The organism is Catellatospora chokoriensis (assembly GCF_011297315.1).
In the GTDB taxonomy this organism is placed as follows: domain Bacteria; phylum Actinomycetota; class Actinomycetes; order Mycobacteriales; family Micromonosporaceae; genus Catellatospora; species Catellatospora citrea.
On the sequence record NZ_JAAOTI010000020.1, the window covers coordinates 162,767 to 178,562 of the forward strand.

12 protein-coding genes are annotated in these 15,796 nt (G+C 71.8%); 6 read left to right on the forward strand and 6 right to left on the reverse strand.

The genetic code is table 11. The annotated features are described in order from the left end of the window. Window positions 1-64: 64 nt before the first annotated feature. A complete protein-coding gene (locus tag HAV39_RS27615; protein ID WP_308440896.1) occupies window positions 65-676 on the forward strand; it encodes an HAD family hydrolase in 612 nt (203 codons plus the stop codon). Between the two features lie 58 nt (window positions 677-734). Here HAV39_RS27615 and HAV39_RS27620 read toward each other — a convergent pair whose 3' ends face one another. Next, window positions 735-4,064, reverse strand: a complete 3,330-nt coding sequence (locus tag HAV39_RS27620) for a S8 family serine peptidase (protein WP_203736410.1) — start codon at window positions 4,062-4,064, stop codon at window positions 735-737. Between the two features lie 365 nt (window positions 4,065-4,429). After that, the gene (locus HAV39_RS27625) at window positions 4,430-4,882 is read right to left on the reverse strand and encodes a MarR family winged helix-turn-helix transcriptional regulator (RefSeq protein WP_191842104.1); all 453 of its coding nucleotides are present in this window, start codon (window positions 4,880-4,882) and stop codon (window positions 4,430-4,432) included. A 58-nt stretch (window positions 4,883-4,940) separates the two neighbouring features. Between HAV39_RS27625 and HAV39_RS27630 the strand changes: the two genes are divergently transcribed. Further along, window positions 4,941-6,062 carry an aminoglycoside phosphotransferase gene (locus HAV39_RS27630; RefSeq protein WP_191842105.1) on the forward strand — a complete coding sequence of 374 codons (1,122 nt, stop codon included), beginning with the start codon at window positions 4,941-4,943 and terminating at the stop codon, window positions 6,060-6,062. Window positions 6,063-6,074: 12 nt separating this feature from the next. Here HAV39_RS27630 and HAV39_RS27635 read toward each other — a convergent pair whose 3' ends face one another. Continuing rightward, a complete protein-coding gene (locus tag HAV39_RS27635; RefSeq protein ID WP_191842106.1) occupies window positions 6,075-6,578 on the reverse strand; it encodes a hypothetical protein in 504 nt (167 codons plus the stop codon). Between the two features lie 60 nt (window positions 6,579-6,638). Further along, window positions 6,639-6,926, reverse strand: a complete 288-nt coding sequence (locus HAV39_RS27640) for a hypothetical protein (RefSeq protein WP_191842107.1) — start codon at window positions 6,924-6,926, stop codon at window positions 6,639-6,641. 227 nt (window positions 6,927-7,153) lie between these two features. On the opposite strand from HAV39_RS27640, the gene HAV39_RS27645 reads away from it, so the two are divergent. The 4 genes from HAV39_RS27645 to HAV39_RS27660 all read left to right on the forward strand — a co-directional run bounded on the left by HAV39_RS27645 (window position 7,154) and on the right by HAV39_RS27660 (window position 13,063). After that, window positions 7,154-8,095: a poly(ethylene terephthalate) hydrolase family protein gene (locus tag HAV39_RS27645; protein ID WP_191842108.1), complete on the forward strand. Its 942-nt coding sequence runs from the start codon at window positions 7,154-7,156 to the stop codon at window positions 8,093-8,095. Between the two features lie 272 nt (window positions 8,096-8,367). Further along, on the forward strand, window positions 8,368-10,029 hold the full coding sequence (locus tag HAV39_RS27650; protein ID WP_191842109.1) for a beta-1,3-glucanase family protein: 1,662 nt from the start codon (window positions 8,368-8,370) through the stop codon (window positions 10,027-10,029). 203 nt (window positions 10,030-10,232) lie between these two features. Beyond that, window positions 10,233-12,356, forward strand: coding sequence for a bifunctional diguanylate cyclase/phosphohydrolase (locus tag HAV39_RS27655; protein WP_191842110.1), 2,124 nt, complete (start codon window positions 10,233-10,235; stop codon window positions 12,354-12,356). Window positions 12,357-12,448: 92 nt separating this feature from the next. Beyond that, on the forward strand, window positions 12,449-13,063 hold the full coding sequence (locus HAV39_RS27660) for a dihydrofolate reductase family protein (RefSeq protein ID WP_191842111.1): 615 nt from the start codon (window positions 12,449-12,451) through the stop codon (window positions 13,061-13,063). A gap of 456 nt (window positions 13,064-13,519) precedes the next feature. Here HAV39_RS27660 and HAV39_RS27665 read toward each other — a convergent pair whose 3' ends face one another. Beyond that, complete coding sequence (locus tag HAV39_RS27665) at window positions 13,520-14,542, reverse strand: LacI family DNA-binding transcriptional regulator (RefSeq protein WP_191842112.1); 1,023 nt, start codon at window positions 14,540-14,542, stop codon at window positions 13,520-13,522. A gap of 274 nt (window positions 14,543-14,816) precedes the next feature. Further along, window positions 14,817-15,796, reverse strand: a 980-nt coding sequence (locus HAV39_RS27670; RefSeq protein WP_191842113.1) for a LacI family DNA-binding transcriptional regulator, incomplete at its 5' end; no start/stop codon positions are given.

Below are 15,796 nucleotides of genomic sequence, written 5' to 3' on the forward strand. Positions count from 1 at the left end.
CGGCCGCCAGGACCGTCGCGCGGGGCCGTGGCGGGTCTTCACCCGCGGGTAACCTGCTGCGGTGATGCTGCCGCTGCCGCCCGGGGAGTTCCGGGCCTACCTGTTCGACTGCGACGGCACCGTCGCCGACTCGATGCCGCTGCACTACCGCGCGTGGTCGCAGGCGGTCGGCGAGTGGGGCTGCGACCTGTCCGAGGACCTGTTCTACGCGTGGGCGGGCCGGACGGTGGCCGACGTCATCGCCGACCTGAACACCGCGCAGGGTCTGGCCATGCCGGTCGCCGAGGTCGACCGCCGCCGGGAGAGCCTGTATCGGGAGCTGCTGCCGCAGCTGACGGCGGTGCCCGAGGTGCTGGCGCACATCGAGCACGCCCATGGGCGGATCCCGTTCGCGATCGTCTCCGGCGGGGCCCGTGACTCCGTTGCCGGCTCGCTGACGGCGCTCGGCCTGCTCGACCGGTTCGACCTGATGGTGTGCGCGGAGGACTACACCCGGGCCAAGCCGGACCCTGAGGCTTTCCTGCTGGCCGCGCGGCGGCTCGGGGTCGCGCCGGAGCACTGCGTGGTGTTCGAGGACGCCGACCTGGGCATCGAGGCGGCGACCGCGGCGGGCATGGCCTGGGTCCGGGTGCCGCACCCTTGGCAGCGCGGGGTCACGGCGGCGGCCCCGGCCTGACCCACGAGAAAGGCCGGGGTGCGCATCGCTGCGCACCCCGGCCTCAGTTCAGCTCCGGTCAGGGCTGCTGACCGGAGGCGCCGATGCGTCGTACGACCACCGTGGAGTTGACCACGGTGACACCCGGCACGGTCGAGGCGGTCATCTCAGTGGTGAGAACGCCGGAACCGGGCAGGATGCCGCGGAGGTTGACGGTGTAGGACGCCGAACCGCCCGGAGCCGGGTCGGTGCTGGTGACGACCAGGTCCTCGGTCGGCAGGGTGCCGACGGGGAGCTGCTCGCCGCCGGTGCCGTCCGCGCTCTCCGCACCCACGATGTACGCCTGACCACCCGGGTCGGCGGGCAGCGCGGCCGCGTCGTACGCGTACGAGATGTCCTGGGTGCCGTTGACGCCGATCCAGATCTGGAAGTGGCGGTTGGAGTTGGTGCCCCACACGTCCACCTGCCACTCGATGACCAGCCAGGTGTTGACGCCGTCGGTCAGCGTCGCCACCCGCGCGCCCTCGTCGTTGGTGCCGTCGAGGTCGCTCCAGAACGGGGCCAGCACGTTGTTCGGGCGGGCCGTGTCCGGGATCTGGGTCAGGTTGCAGCAGTTGTTGTCCTCGCTGGTGGCGCCGCCGACGACCGCGTAGCCGTTGGACAGGATGCCGATGGAGGTGTACGTGAGTCCGTTGTAGACGTACGGCGGCACGGTGTAGTTGATGATCGACTCATCGCCCAGCGGGTCCGGCGTGATGCCGAACGCCGCGAGGGGGATGTAGCCCGCCGGTCCCGCACCGGGCGCGATCGACGGCACACCCGGCTGCGCACCGGCCAGCGTGACGTCGTTCTTGGTGACCAGCCACGGGTTGTTCACGGTCGCACCGGTCGCACCGGTGGCCGCGAGGTTGAGGTCGAGCTTGGTCTTGAAGTCGGCAGTGGCCTCGGCGAACGAGTTGTTCGTCGCGGTCACCGTGCAGCTGGTGGTGCCCAGCCAGGCGATGGAACCCTCGGCACAGGTGCTGGTCAGGCTGACACTGCCCTGCTGCGGCATGAACGCCACCGGCAGGTGCAGGGTCGGCATGCCGGACCGGCTCGGGTCGAGGCTGATCTGCCCGAAGTACTGCGCCGTCGGCGCGCTGGACGCGATCGTGATCTTCAGCTGGGCCGACTTGCCCGGGTTGAGGGTGAACGTCGACGGCGAGACGGTGATCTTGCTACCGGCGGGAGCCGTCGTGGTCACCTTGTAGGTCTGCGCCTTGTTGCTCACGTTGACCGCGGTGCGGTACGTGGTGAGCCGGCCCGGCAGGGTCGGCACGTTGATCGACGGCAGGTTCAGGTGCACGGCCGCGAGCGGGTCGTTGCCCAGCGAGTACATCCGCTCGGCGGACTCGTCGAAGGTGATGCCCGGGTTGGACGCCTTCGTCAGGTCGAGACGGCCCGAACCCTGGTCGAACGGGTCGGCGGGGGTGACCGTGTCCTCCTTGACGACCGACGTCTTCGCCGTGGTCATCATGGCGGACTTGATCTGACCGGGCGTCCACGTCGGGTGCGCGGCCTTGAGCAGCACGGCCGCGCCCGCGATGTGCGGAGCGGACATGGACGTGCCGGCGATCGCCTGGAAGTACTCGCCCGCCGGGCCGCCGTCGACGGCGTCCGGGGTGGGCGTGTTGCCGGCCAGGATCTGCACACCCGGGGCGGTGATGTCGGGCTTGATGCCCAGCCCGCCCGGGCCGCGCGACGAGAACGCCGCCATCACGTCGCCCTGGCCGTTCTGCTTCTGGCCGGCGGTGAAGGACGCGGTCAGGCCGGCGGGGTGCGCCGCGACGAACGCGTTGAACTGCGTGCCGTCGGCCAGGTGCACCGTCGGCAGGAAGTGGTTGTCGGTCTCGATGTCCGCCAGGCTGGCGTTGAACAGGATCATGCCTGCCGCGCCGCCCGCCTTGACGTTGTGACCCTTCTCGACGCGGGCGTTGACGCCGCGCTGGCAGGCCACGATCTTGCCGGACACCGAGGCCGGGGCGGCCGTCTGGCAGAGCGGGTCGCCGTACGACGACGCCATCACGACGGGCAGCTCGCCGACCCCGGCGGTGATCGACGCACCGGTCAGCACCAGCGTGTCCGCACCCGACTTGAGGGTCAGCGTGGACACGAACTCGCGGGTCTGGGTCGACGCCGCGACGGTGGTGACCCACGGGGACACGTGGTCGGTGGTCGCCGAGCCGGGCCCGGAGTTGCCGGCCGAGGCCGACACGAACACGCCTGCGGCGTACGCGTCGAGGAACGTGAGCTCCACCGGGTCGGTGAACGGGTTGCTGCCACCCGAGATCGAGTAGTTGATCACCGACACGCCGTCGAGGATCGCCTGCTGCGCGGCGGCGGCCAGGTCGGAGCTGTAGCCGCCCTGCGGGCCGAGCGCCTTGTACACCGACACCCACGCACCCGGGGCGACGCCGTTCAAGGGACCGCGCTCGACGCCGAACACCTTCGCGGAGGCGAGCTTGTTGCCGGCCGAGGTGGACGCGGTGTGGGTGCCGTGGCCGCCGCTGTCACGCGCCGAGTGGTAGACGTCGTCACCGGTCTGCGCGTCGTAGGTGTCGAGGAACTTGCCACCGCCGATGAGCTTGTGGTTGCAGACGAAGACGTCCGTGGCGGGGGTCAGCGGGTTGTCGCCGAAGTCGCACTCGCGCGGCGTGCCGTCGGCCTTGGCCGGCGGCGCGCCCAGGTTGCCCTGGTCGGCGAAGGACGGGTGCTCCGGCCACGCACCGGTGTCGATGACACCGATGATGACGCCCTTGCCCGCGTTGGCGGTGCCGCCCAGGCCCGGGTAGAGCGAGGTCGCGCCGATGAACGGGGCGCTGGCGTCGGTGAGCGGCTTGCGCAGCTCGTCCTTCTGCACCGCGGACACGCCCGGGATCTTCAGCACATCAGCGATCTTGTTGGCGGGCACGACCGCCGCGACGCCGCCGTAGACGGTGCGCAGCCGCTGCCCGGCCTTGGCGCCGGACACCTTGCCGAGCGCCGTGACGAACGCGTCCTCACGCTGGGCGAGGTAGCCCTCGTAGCGCTTCTGCGCGGCGTCGCCCGACAGCTTGCGGCCGGTGACGCGCGGGCTGGTCGCGGCGTATCCGTCGATGCCGCCGGCGTAGGTCGCGACCGCGTCGACGTCGAGCTTGACCAGCACCGGCACCAGCGCGGTGTCAGTGCGGCCGAGCAGGGCGGGATCGGTCTGCGCGAGCCGGCTGCTGGGGGTCTTGTCCGCCGTGATGTGCGAGGTCGCCGTCACCTTGTTCGCCTTGAAGGGCGAGGGCTGCGGAGCTGCCATTCCGGGAGTGGTCCACGTCGCACCGGCCAGCGGCACGACGAGAACCCCCACGAACGCAGCTCGTAGCCACCTGGGTGATCTCATCCGGACACCTTTCTGAGGGCATGAGCGATGAGGGCGGCGCACGGAGCCACAGCGCGGTCCGAAAAACGTTAGCGCCGCTAAGGGGAATGCGAAGGGATCGTTGCACAAGAATGCATTCCGGCACCAGACTCCCAACGGATAGGACAGCATCCGACAGTGTCCGATCAGGACTGCAGGCGACATGGGGCGACCCACACCCGGCCATGTCGGCGCAGGTTGCGGGGTCGTGGCGGCCATTGTCGACGGTGGTGCGGCAAGCGCCGCGATCACACCGGCGTATTTCGATCCCCCGGTTCAGTGACAGGAGTGGCCGTGCGCCTTGCTCCGCCTATTTCCGGACATTCCTTCTTCGCGCATTCATGACGTCACCGCGACTCGTCGCCGGGCGCCCTGCCGGCCGCGATGTGCCGCAGCACCCGATGGAAGGTCGACCAGTCCCGCGCGCCGACCTCGTCGCGCCAGCGGTGCTCGGTCTCGCCGAGGATGTCCAGGATGCGGGCCTGCAGGCGCAGCCCCTTGGCGGTGGGGCGCACGATGCGGGCGCGCCGGTCGGCGGGATCCGGGTCGACCTGGAGGAAGCCGGCCTGCTGCATGGTGGCGACGAACTCGCCGAGCGACTGCTTGGTCATACCGACGCGGGCGGCGAGATCGGTGGGGCGCATGCCCTCGACCGGGGTCAGCGACAGCAGGCGCAGGTGGGAGCCGCGCAGGTGGTGCGGCTCGCCGGCGACCTCGGCCTCCATCCCCCGCCGGGCCACGGTCAGCGCCTGTCCCAACAGGTCGAACACGTGCGGGGGATCGCCGTTGACCGAACTCATCAGGCTACCTTACTATCTCCTCAGGTCGTCAGGTAGCCTTACTATCCCGGAGCCGGTGATGGAACTGTCCGCAACGGAAGTGGCCGAGGTCGCCGAGCTGGTGCTGGGCGGCGGCGCGTCGCCGGGCGCCTGGCGCGTGGAGCCGATCGACTACCAGTCCGGATCCCCCGCCACCGGCGGCCTGGCCCGCGTACGCGGCGACGGCGACGGCCGCGCGTGGAGCGTCTTCGTCAAGCTCGTGCAGAACCCGCGGCACTGGCCCCTGCTGCACCTGGTGCCGGAGATGTTCCGCGACGAGCTGTGCGCGACCCTGCCCTGGCGGCAGGAGCTGGCGATGTGGGAGAAGCCGTTCGCGGGATACCTGCCCGAAGGGTTGCGGGTCCCCGTCCTGTACCGGGTCACCGAACTCGACGACGACCGGCTGCTGCTGTGGATGGAGGACGTCGACGCCATCGCCGATCACGACTGGACGCTGGAGCACTACCCCCGTGCCGCCTTCGCCCTCGGCGGGCTGGCCGCACGGCGTAGCGCCCCGGACCTGCTGGCCGCCGCGGGTGAACCCGGCTGGGCGTTGCGCTTGCTCGTCGGCAGCCGCGTCATGCGCGGCGCGGCGCCCGCCCTCGACGACGACCGCCTCTGGGCGCACCCGCTGGTCGCCTCCGCCGTCGACGCGGACCTGCGCGACGACCTGCGCCGGATCGCCGCGGCGGTGCCCGCGATCCTGGACCGGCTCGACACCCTGCCGCAGGCGCTGGCGCACGGCGACGCCAGCCCGCAGAACCTGCTGGTCCCCCGCGGCGAGCCGGACGTCTTCGTCGCGATCGACGTGGCGTTCCAGTGCCCGCTCGCGATCGGATTCGACCTCGGCCAGCTGCTCGTCGGCCTGGCGCACGCCGGGCACGTCGAGGCCGCTGCCCTGCCTGCCATCCACGACGCCATCGTGCCCGCCTATGTGGCGGGCATGCGCGCCTACGGCGTGGCGGCCGACCCCGATGCGGTCACCTACGGCTACGTCGGCGGCCTCACCACCCGCGCGGCCCTCACCTCGCTGCCGTTCGAGACGCTGGGCGCCCCGCAGACCGAGCAGCTCGCCACCCTGTGGCGGCAGCGTGCTGCACTGACCCGGTTCCTCGCCGACCTCGGCCTCGACCTGATCCGGTCGACCGCGGCCCACGCCTAGCGCGTGCCGGGATCAGCGGCTGTCGCGACCGGCCTGGCGACGGGCTCCGGCCGCCCGCGACGACGCCTGCCGCTTACGCAGCCCGGGCGAGTCCGGTGACCGGTCGGCCACCTGACTGCTGGGCCGGGCCTTCGTCGGCGGCCGCGAGGGTCGCGGCGGGGTGGTGTTGCGGCTCTCCTTGGCCAGCTGCAGCCGTTCGGCCTTGAGCTGCTGTGCGCTGGCCTTCGCGGCGACCGCTACGGCTCGGCTCACGCGAGCGAGCGCGTCCTCGAACACCTCGGCCTTCTGCCGGTCGCGGGTGCCCTTGGGGTTGGCCTTGCCCCGGCCGCCGGACTCGGCCACCCGGAGTCCGGACTGGCGGCGGTAGAGCTTGACGTACTTGTTGCGTGCTCGCCGGATGCGGTCGTGCAGGTCGAGCAGACCGTCCTCGTCGAGATCGGTGAGCCGCTCCCGCTCGGTCTCGCGGACCAGCATCATCTCGTCCTCGGTGAGCGTGTTCAAAATTGCCGTCGTCATAGCTCCCCCGACCTCGCACGCGGCGCGCCGCAGCGGTGCTGTCGCAGGTCATGCTATGTCTCACGGGGACGGCGACGGGCGGGAACGGGGCATCGGGCCGGTGCCCGCGACCGGCGGGATGCGCTGCGTGTCGAGCAGGCCGGGCCATTCCGCGGCGAAGCGGCTCATCGCCTCCAGCGCCTTGAGCCGGTCCTTGCCCGCCTCCCGTGCCGCGTCGTCGTCGACCTGGGCGGCCATCAACCGCCCGTCCATCTCCCAGCGCGGGTAGCCGGCCAGTCGCCCGGCGGTCTGCACGGTGCGCGCCACGAATCGGCGCGACAGGTCGACGAACTTTTCCTCGATCCCCATGACGGCGCTCCTCTCAGCGCTGGCGACCTGCGGAAACGGCCGGGGTCCCCTCCTCGATCATGCGGGTACGGCGGGCCTTTTGGCGAATGCTCTTCCGGCTTTGCATCGTTTGCGCATGGATCGACCGGGGCGGACCGGACCGCAACGCATTGACGTACGTCGCCGCAGACTCCAATATGTCTCTCTATACGAAACACTGTTTCGCCTACAGAAACGGGAGCATCGTTTTGAGGACATCGACCCACCGGGTACGGCGCGCCGCCGTCGCCGCCCTCACCGCCACCCTCGCCGCCATGACCGCGGTGCTGACCGCCCCCGCACCCGCCTCGGCCGCCTACTCCTCGGTCGCCGTGTACGCGAGCACCGTCAACGGCGACGCCGCCGACGTCTACCACCCGGTCACCGGCTCGCCGCACGACCCGTGGCCGGTGGTGCTGCTGCTGCAGGGCGCCAACGTGGACAAGGCGCAGTACTCCGGCTACGCCGCCAAGGTCGCCTCGTACGGCTTCGCGGTCGTCGTGCCCAACCACTTCCAGGTGCTGTTCGGCCAGCCCGGCCTCTATGCCACCGGCGCGCAGGCAGGCTGGACGGTGACGTGGGCCCAGGCGGAGAACGTCCGCGCCGGCTCTCCGCTGCTGGGCGCGCTCGACGCGAACCGGCTACTGCTGCTCGGGCACTCGTTCGGCGGCGCGGCGGCGCTCAACCTGGCCACCGGCCTGTGCACCCCGCCGTTCTGCGCCGCGCCCGCGCCCGCTCCGCCGCAGCTCAAGGCGGTCGCGCTGTACGGGGCCAACAACACCCAGCCGGGCACCGGAACCACGCCCCCGGTGTCCAACACGGTCCCGGTCGCCCTCGTCCAGGGCAGCGCCGACGGTATCGGCAGCCCGGCCAACGGATATGCCACCTACCAGGTGGTCACCTCGCCCCCGAAGCTGTACGCGAGCGTGCTCGGGGCCAACCACTACGGCATCACCGACGCGCAGAACCCGGCCGGCGCGCGGCCCGACCTGTCCCCGCAGACCCTCGCCCAGGCGCAGAGCGTGGAGACCGCGGCCCGGTGGAGCGCCTACTGGCTGCGCGCACAGCTCGGCGACCCGGTCGGCCAGGCCTGGGTCTACGGCTTCGGCGACCTCGTCGACGCGACCGTGACCACGGAGTTCGCGCACTGACCAGGGCGGGCGACCGCCCGCGGACGAGCCGGGCCGCGACCAGGCGACCCGGCTCGGCTCGTCATCGTTCACCGTCTATTGACCAGATATTTGCGTGCATCGTATCGTGAGAGCGCTCTCTCAATCACCTGGGAGCCTTCGCCGCCCCGATGTAGCCCTGCATCCCGGTTCGCGTTGGCGACAGCCCTGACCCGACCCGGGTGCGGAGAGCGCTCTCGCAGTCCATCGCTGCGGGATCCGTCCACCTCATCTCGAATGTGAGGTTCCGCGACATGCGTACCAGACGAAAGGTCCTCGGCGTGCTCGCCGCGACCGCGCTGGCCGTCCCGCTGGCCGTCGCCGCGACCGCCTCGCCCGCCCAGGCGATCGGACCCGACCCGCTCCCCGTCACCGTCACCAACAACACCGGCCGCGGCGACGCGGTCTACCTGTACGTCATCGGCGTGCAGCTGTCCACCGGCCGACTCGGCTACGTCAACAGCGGGGGCGGCTTCACGCCGTGGAGCGGCGGGCAGATCCCGCCGTCACCGGCCCCCGACGTCTCGATCGCCGGCCCCGGCAACGGCGGCAGCACCACCATCCGGTTCCCGCGCGGCTTCTCCGGCCGCGCCTACTTCTCCTTCGGCGAGAAGCTCAAGTTCTTCCTCACCCCCGACGGCCTGGTGCAACCCGCGCCCTGGGCGTCGGGCGACGCCAACTACAACATCCTGTTCGACTGGAGCGAGTTCACCTACAACGACGCCGGGCTGTGGATCAACAGTTCGCAGGTCGACATGTTCTCGGTGCCGCATGCGGTGACCGTGACCGGCGCGTCCGGGGCGACCAAGCGCACCGGCGACGTCGTCTCCGACGGCCGCAACAACGTCATCAACCAGATCCGGGCCCAGTCCGGCTGGGCAAACACCGTCTACACCCGCCCCTCCGACGGCACCGTGCTGCGGGTGCTCGCGCCGGGCAAGGCGGCCGGAGCCGGGCTGTTCAGCACCACCTACCTCGACGGCTACATCACCTCGGCGTGGAACGCCTACGCCGCCAAGACGCTGACCGTGGTGCCGTTCACCGACCAGCCCAACACCCGCTACTTCGGGCGGACCAGCGGCAACGTCATGAACTTCACCAACTCCGCGGGCCAGCAGGTCGCCTCGTTCAACAAGCCGACCAGCGCCCACGTGTGGGGCTGCGACGGCAACCTGCAGGCGCCCAACGACCTGGTCGTCGGGCCGATCGCGCGCACCCTGTGCGCCGCGCTCAACCGGGGCACGCTGGGCACCGTCGACACCCAGCCCAGCACGAACGCGGGGCAGTTCTACCAGAACAGCCCGACCAACCAGTACGCCAAGATCATTCACTCGAACATGGCCGACGGCAAGGCGTACGCGTTCGCGTTCGACGACGTCGGCGCGTTCGAGTCGCTGGTGCACGACGGCGACCCGCGCTCGGCCGGGATCGTGCTCAGCCCGTTCGGCGCGGGCGGGCCGCCGCCCGGCGACGGCCCGATCTCGTCGACCACCTGGTACAGCGTGGTCAACAAGACCAGCAACAAGTGCGTGGACGCCCGCTCCTCGGGCACCGCGAACGGCACCGCGATCCAGCAGTACACCTGCAACAACACCTTCGCCCAGCAGTACCTGTTCCAGCCGACCAGCGGCGGCTACGTGCGGATCAACAACCGCAACAACCCCGCCCAGGTGCTGGACGTCAACGGGGTGTCGGCCGCCGACAACGCGCTGATCCACCTGTGGACCTACGGCGGCGGCAACAACCAGCAGTGGCTGCCCGTGCCCGAGGGCGGCGGGTACTACCACTTCGTGTCCCGGCACAGCGGCAAGTGCCTCGACGTGCCTGCGGCCTCCACCGCCGACAGCGTCCAGCTGGTGCAGTACACCTGCAACGGCACCGGGGCGCAGTCGTTCCGGCTGACCGCGCAGCCCTGATCGAGGCGGCCGGGGCCGTCGGGGCGCTGTCCCGACGGCCCCGGCCGGTGTCCGCCGGAAGGTCGCCGACCGGCCCCGCCACCAGGTCGCTGTGCCAGACTTGTGACAGAGAGTAAATCTCTTTCACCACCGGGAGGCACGTCACGGCGGCGGACGACGGTGCACGCGAGACCCGGACGGCATCAGCCGGACCCGACCGGGCCGTGGTGGGCGTCGTCCTGGCCGGCGCGGCCTGGGTGATGCTGTACGCGGTCCTGCTGCGGGCCACCCGGAACTCGCCGGACGCGTCCCGCTTCGTCGGCGAGGTCGTCTACCTGGTCCCGATCGTGGCCGCGACGGCGCTGGCCGTGTACGCCGCCCGCCGCACCCGCCAGCGGGTCGCCACGGCATGGCGGCTGCTGATCGTGTCGAACTCGCTGTGGCTCATCGGCGAGTCCACCTGGGCCGTCTATTCCTACGTGTCCCCCGACGGCGCGCCCGTGCCGTCGTTCGCCGACGCGGCCTACCTGCTGTCCTATGCCGTGGCGCTGCCTGCCATTGTGATCGGCCTGGGCCTGGGCGTGCTCGGCCGGACCCAGGGCATGCTCGACGCCCTGCTCGTGGCCGCCGGCGCCGCGGCGATCGGCTGGCAGACCCTCATCAGTCCGCTCGTGCCGAGCACCTGGAACGCCCCCGCCCTGGTCACCTTCCTGTATCCGGTGTTCTCGGTGAGCATCGTCAGCATCCTGGTGGCCGTGATGCTGAGCGGATCACGCCACGTGCCCCGCTCCATGGTCATCGTGGGCACGGCGTTCGGGCTGGCCGCCGTGACCGACGGGGCGTACGCCTACCTGACCGCCATCGACCGGTACATGAGCTCCAGCTGGGTCAACCTCGGCTGGCAGATCGAGGCCGTGCTGCTGTGCGTCGCGGCCGTCGTCGCGGGCCGCCGGGCGGAGTCCGACCAGCCGCGGACCCTCGACCCGGACCTGGCGTTCCTGCCCGCCGTGGTGGCCGTGCTGGCGGTCGGCGGGCTCGCCGTGGCCGACCTCGTCCTGGTCGGCCGGCTCAGCCTGGTCACGCTCGCGGTCACCATGCTGTTGCTGCTGGGCCTGCTGGTGCGTCAGGTCGTCGCCACCCGCGACCGGGCCCGGCTCACCCAGGGGCTGCGCACCGCCGCGATCACCGACCAGCTCACCGGCCTGTACAACCGCCGCTTCTTCAAGGAGATGGTCGACGTCGAGGCCGAACGCGCGGTCCGCCGCCGCCTGCCGCTCAGCCTGGTCCTGCTCGACCTGGACCACTTCAAGGACATCAACGACACCTACGGCCACTCGGTCGGCGACGCCGTGCTCGCCGACGTCGCCCAGCGGCTGCGTCGGGAGGTGCGCGGCAGCGACCTGCTGTGCCGGTACGGCGGCGAGGAGTTCGTCTGCCTGCTGCCCGGCACCCCCGCTCCGGCCGCGTACGAGCTGGCCGAGCGGCTACGGCAGACGCTGCGCGGCACCCCGGTGACCGTGGCCGGGATGGCCGAACCGATCCTGCTCACCGCCTCGCTCGGGGTGGCCACGGACGATCCCGGTGAGCGCGGGCGGGTGGACACCGACGCGCTCATCAACGAGGCGGACCAGGCGGTCTACCGTGCCAAGGCGCTCGGCCGCGACCGGGTCGTCGGCTCCGGGCAGCCCGCGCCGACCGCGGCGGACCCGGTCACCGACCTGCCCCCGGCGCTGGTCTGGATGGCCGACCGGATCGACCGGGCGCTGGGTGACCGGGAGTGCGCCGCGGCCGTGTCGCGCTGGGCGTTTCGCACCGCGGCGCGGCTGGGGCTGGACGAGGCCGCCCAGCGCCGCACCGCGGCCGCCGCGCGGGTGCACGACATCGGCCGGATCACCTGCCTGGCCACGCGGCAGCCGGACCGGCCGGGCGGCACGGGCCGGCCCTTCGACCCGGGCCATCCCACGCAGGGTGCCCGCCTGCTCGTCGAGCTGGCGGCCCGGCCGGACCTGGCGCCGCTGGTCGCGGCCCACCACGAGCGCCACGACGGCACGGGTTACCCGTACGGCCTGGCCGGGACAGACATTCCGGTCGAGGCGCGGATCATCGCCGTGTGCGATGCCTGGGCCGAACTGTGCGCGGCGGAACCGCACCTGTCGGGGGCCTCGCGGAAACCCAGCCGGGACGAGCTGGTCCGCGGGCGGGGCACCCGCTTCGAGCCGGCGGTCCTGGACGCGTTCGTCGGCCTGCTCGACGACGGCGTGCTCGACGAACCCGTGTGCTTCGCCGAACATCCCGCCGCGCCGCCGCCCGCGCCCGTCCGCGACGAGCAGCACACCGTCCCCCGCTGAGAATTCTCCGCACCTGGATGTAGAGAAACGCCGCACGGCTCCGACCTATGGTCAGCCGGGGCGCCCGCCCCGCGACCGGACAGGAGCACACGATGAGCAAGGTCACCTGCGACATGGCGATGTCGGTGGACGGCTTCACGGCGGGTCCGAACCAGCGCGCCGACGCGCCGTTCGGCGACGGTGTCGGGGAGAGCCTGCACCGCTGGATGTTCGACGAGCCCGAGAACAACGCCGCCGAGCTGGCGGCCCTGATCGAGGCGGGTGCGTTCATCATGGGCCGCAACATGTTCAGCCCCGGCCGCGGCGCCTGGGACCTGGACTGGACGGGCTGGTGGGGCGAGGAGCCGCCGTACCACGCGCCGGTGTTCGTGCTCACCCACCACGAGCGGCAGTCCTTGGAGATGAAGGGCGGCACCGTGTTCCACTTCGTGACCGGTGGCGTCACCGAGGCCCTCGGCCGGGCCCGCGCCGCCGCGGGCGAGCGGAACGTGGCGATCGCGGGCGGGGCGGCGACGGTGAACCAGTTCCTGGCCGCCGGGCTGATCGACGAGCTGCGGCTGCATGTCGCGCCGGTGCTGCTGGGCCGCGGCGAGCGGCTGTTCGACGGCGTCGACCGTACGGACCTGGTCCAGGTCGGCGTACGCCACACGGACCTGGTCACGCACGTGTCCTACGAGGTGGTGCGCCCGGCCGCGGCGGCGGCCTGATCGGGGCCGCCGCCGCGGCCCGGCGGCGGGGAACGCGTGACCTGGGCTCGGTCACGCGCCCCCGTTCCCGGCCCCACCCCACTGGTGGCCGGGGATCCGGCTCAGCGGAACAGGCCGGGCGGGCCGCCGTCCGGGCGTTCGGCGGCCCACCCGCGGCGTACGGCCCGGAGCGGGCTGTACCCGTCAGCGGTCGATCACGAGGTGGTGCGGGCGAAAGCACTGCCCGGGGGGAGACGGACGCGGTGATTCGTCATGTGCTCCTTCTCGGTTGGCGCAGCGGTGCGCCCGCACGCCGCCGAAGTGCCTCTCCGCACCGGTATGCGAGCCTTGCCGAGCAGGTGGCTCCGCATGGGAGGGATCCCTTCGAACGCCGGGCACACATCGATGGATACGATCACCATCCTGGGCGCCGAGCCGAGAAGGAGTCAAGAACTTCCGGAAACTATCGGTGTATACCTATCGAACGCGGGGCGGCGCCGCGCTGTCCCGGACGACGAGTTCGGTGGCCAGCTCCACCCGCGGGCTCTCCACGTGCTCGCCGCGGGCCAGCCGCAGCACGGTGCGGGCGGCGACCATGCCCATCTCGGCGAGCGGCTGGCGGACGGTGGTCATCGGCGGGGACGACCAGCGCACTTCGGGCAGGTCGTCGAAGCCGACCACGCTGATGTCGTCGCCGACCCGCAGGCCCTGCTGCCGGACCGCCTCGTACACGCCCAGCGCCATCTGGTCGCAGGAGGCGAAGATCGCCGTCGGCGGGTCGGGCAGCCGTAGCAGCCGGGTGCCGCCGGAGAAGCCGGACTCGTGGTAGAAGTCGCCCTGGCAGATGAGGTCGTCGTCGATCGGCAGCCCGGCCGACTCCATCGCGGCGCGGTAGCCGTCCATCCGGGCCCGGCTGCACATCAACTGGGGCAGGCCGGTGATGAATCCGATGCGCCGGTGGCCCAGCCGGATCAGGTACTCGGTGGCGGCCAGGCCGCCGGCCCAGTTGGTCGCACCGATGGTCGGCGCGTCCTGCTGCGGGATGCCGTCGGCGTCGACGAGCACGACGGGGATGTTGAGCCGGCGCAGCTCGGCCTGCAGCGGCGGCTCCACCATCGAGGTCACGAAGATGACACCCTCGGTGGCCCGGGTGCGCAGGCTGTCCAGCCACTGCTTGGCCGAGGCGTTGCGGCGGTGGATGGCCGACACCACGGTGCCGATACCCGCGGCGTGCGCGACGTCCTCGACCCCGCGGATGATCTCCACGGCCCAGGGGCTGTCGAGGTCGGGGAAGACCAGGTCCAGCAGGCCGGAGCTGGTGCGCGCGGCCGACGGGCGGCGCCGGTAGCCGTGCCGGGTGAGCAGTTCCTCGACGCGCTCGCGGGTCTGCGAGGCCACATCGGAGCGGCCGTTGAGCACACGCGAGACCGTGGGCACCGAGACCCCGGCCAGATCGGCGATCGCGGCGATGGTGACCTTGCGCGTATCGTTCTCAGCCACAGACAGCTCCTCGGGACCGGCGCGACGGCAGCGGTGTACCGCCGCAAGCGGCCGCCGGTCAGGGTTCCGGCAGCCTGCGCACAGCGTAGTCATGAAAGTTTCATACGACTACCGATACTTGTTACGGGTCACGATTTTGTCACCGAACGGCTGCCGGGAGCGGGCCGTCCGCACCCGCGCGACCGCCGGAGGGCGGACGTCGGGCGGGGTTCGCAAGGCGGCGGGACGTGTGGTGCGGCGGCTCCGGACGGCACGCCGCACCACACGACGTCGGTCAGCCGCGCGGCGGCGCGGCGCTGTCGCGGACGACCAGCTCGGTGGCCAGTTCCACGCGCGGGCTCTCGATCTTCTCGCCCTGGGCCAGGCGCAGCACGGTGCGCGCGGCCAGCAGGCCCATCTCGGCCAGCGGCTGCCGGACGGTGGTCAGGGGCGGGGAGGACCAGCGGACCTCGGGCAGGTCGTCGAAGCCGACGACGCTGACGTCGTCGGCCACCCGCAGCCCGCGCCGGCGGATGGCCTCGTAGACGCCCAGGGCCATCTGGTCGCTGGAGGCGAAGATGGCGGTCGGCGGATCGGGCAGCCGCAGCAGCTGGCTGCCACCGGAGAAGCCCGCCTCGTGGTAGAAGTTTCCCGGGTAGACGAGCTTGTCGTCGATCGCGATGCCGGCCGACTCCAGCGCGGCGCGATAGCCGTCGACGCGGGCGCGGCTGCACATCAGCTGCGGCGGGCCGGCGATGAAGCCGATGCGGCGGTGGCCGAGGCCGATCAGGTATTCGGTGGCCCGCAGCGCGCCGGCCCAGTTGGTCGCGCCGATGGTGGGCGCCTCCTGCGGCGGCACGCCCGCGGCGTCGACGATGACGACCGGGATGTTGAGGCGGCGCAGTTCGGCCTGCAGCGGGGGCTCCAAGGTGGACGTCACGAAGATGACGCCCTCGGTCGAACGCGTGCGCATGTTGTCGAGCCACTGCTTGGCCGCGGAGGTGCGCCGGTGGATCGCCGACACCACGGTGCCGATACCCGCGGCGTGCGCGACGTCCTCGACGCCGCGGATGATCTCGACGGCCCACGGGCTGTCGAGGTCGTTGAAGACGAGGTCCACCAGCCCGGAGCTGGCCCGCATGCTCGGTGGGCGGCGGCGGTAGCCGTGGCGGGTGAGCAGTTCCTCGACGCGTTCGCGGGTCTGCGGGGAGACGTCGGAGCGGCCGTTGATGACGCGCGAGACCGTCGGCACGGACACCCCGGCCAGGCGCGCGA

What these genes read in the sequence shown, in the direction of transcription:
- HAV39_RS27635 (WP_191842106.1), bottom strand. Translation starts at nt 6,578, where the DNA reads ATGACGACGGCAATTTTGAACACGCTCACCGAGGACGAGATGATGCTG.
- HAV39_RS27615 (WP_308440896.1), top strand. Translation starts at nt 65, where the DNA reads ATGCTGCCGCTGCCGCCCGGGGAGTTCCGGGCCTACCTGTTCGACTGC.
- HAV39_RS27630 (WP_191842105.1), top strand. Translation starts at nt 4,941, where the DNA reads ATGGAACTGTCCGCAACGGAAGTGGCCGAGGTCGCCGAGCTGGTGCTG.
- HAV39_RS27620 (WP_203736410.1), bottom strand. Translation starts at nt 4,064, where the DNA reads ATGAGATCACCCAGGTGGCTACGAGCTGCGTTCGTGGGGGTTCTCGTC.
- HAV39_RS27640 (WP_191842107.1), bottom strand. Translation starts at nt 6,926, where the DNA reads ATGGGGATCGAGGAAAAGTTCGTCGACCTGTCGCGCCGATTCGTGGCG.
- HAV39_RS27660 (WP_191842111.1), top strand. Translation starts at nt 12,449, where the DNA reads ATGAGCAAGGTCACCTGCGACATGGCGATGTCGGTGGACGGCTTCACG.
- HAV39_RS27650 (WP_191842109.1), top strand. Translation starts at nt 8,368, where the DNA reads ATGCGTACCAGACGAAAGGTCCTCGGCGTGCTCGCCGCGACCGCGCTG.
- HAV39_RS27625 (WP_191842104.1), bottom strand. Translation starts at nt 4,882, where the DNA reads ATGAGTTCGGTCAACGGCGATCCCCCGCACGTGTTCGACCTGTTGGGA.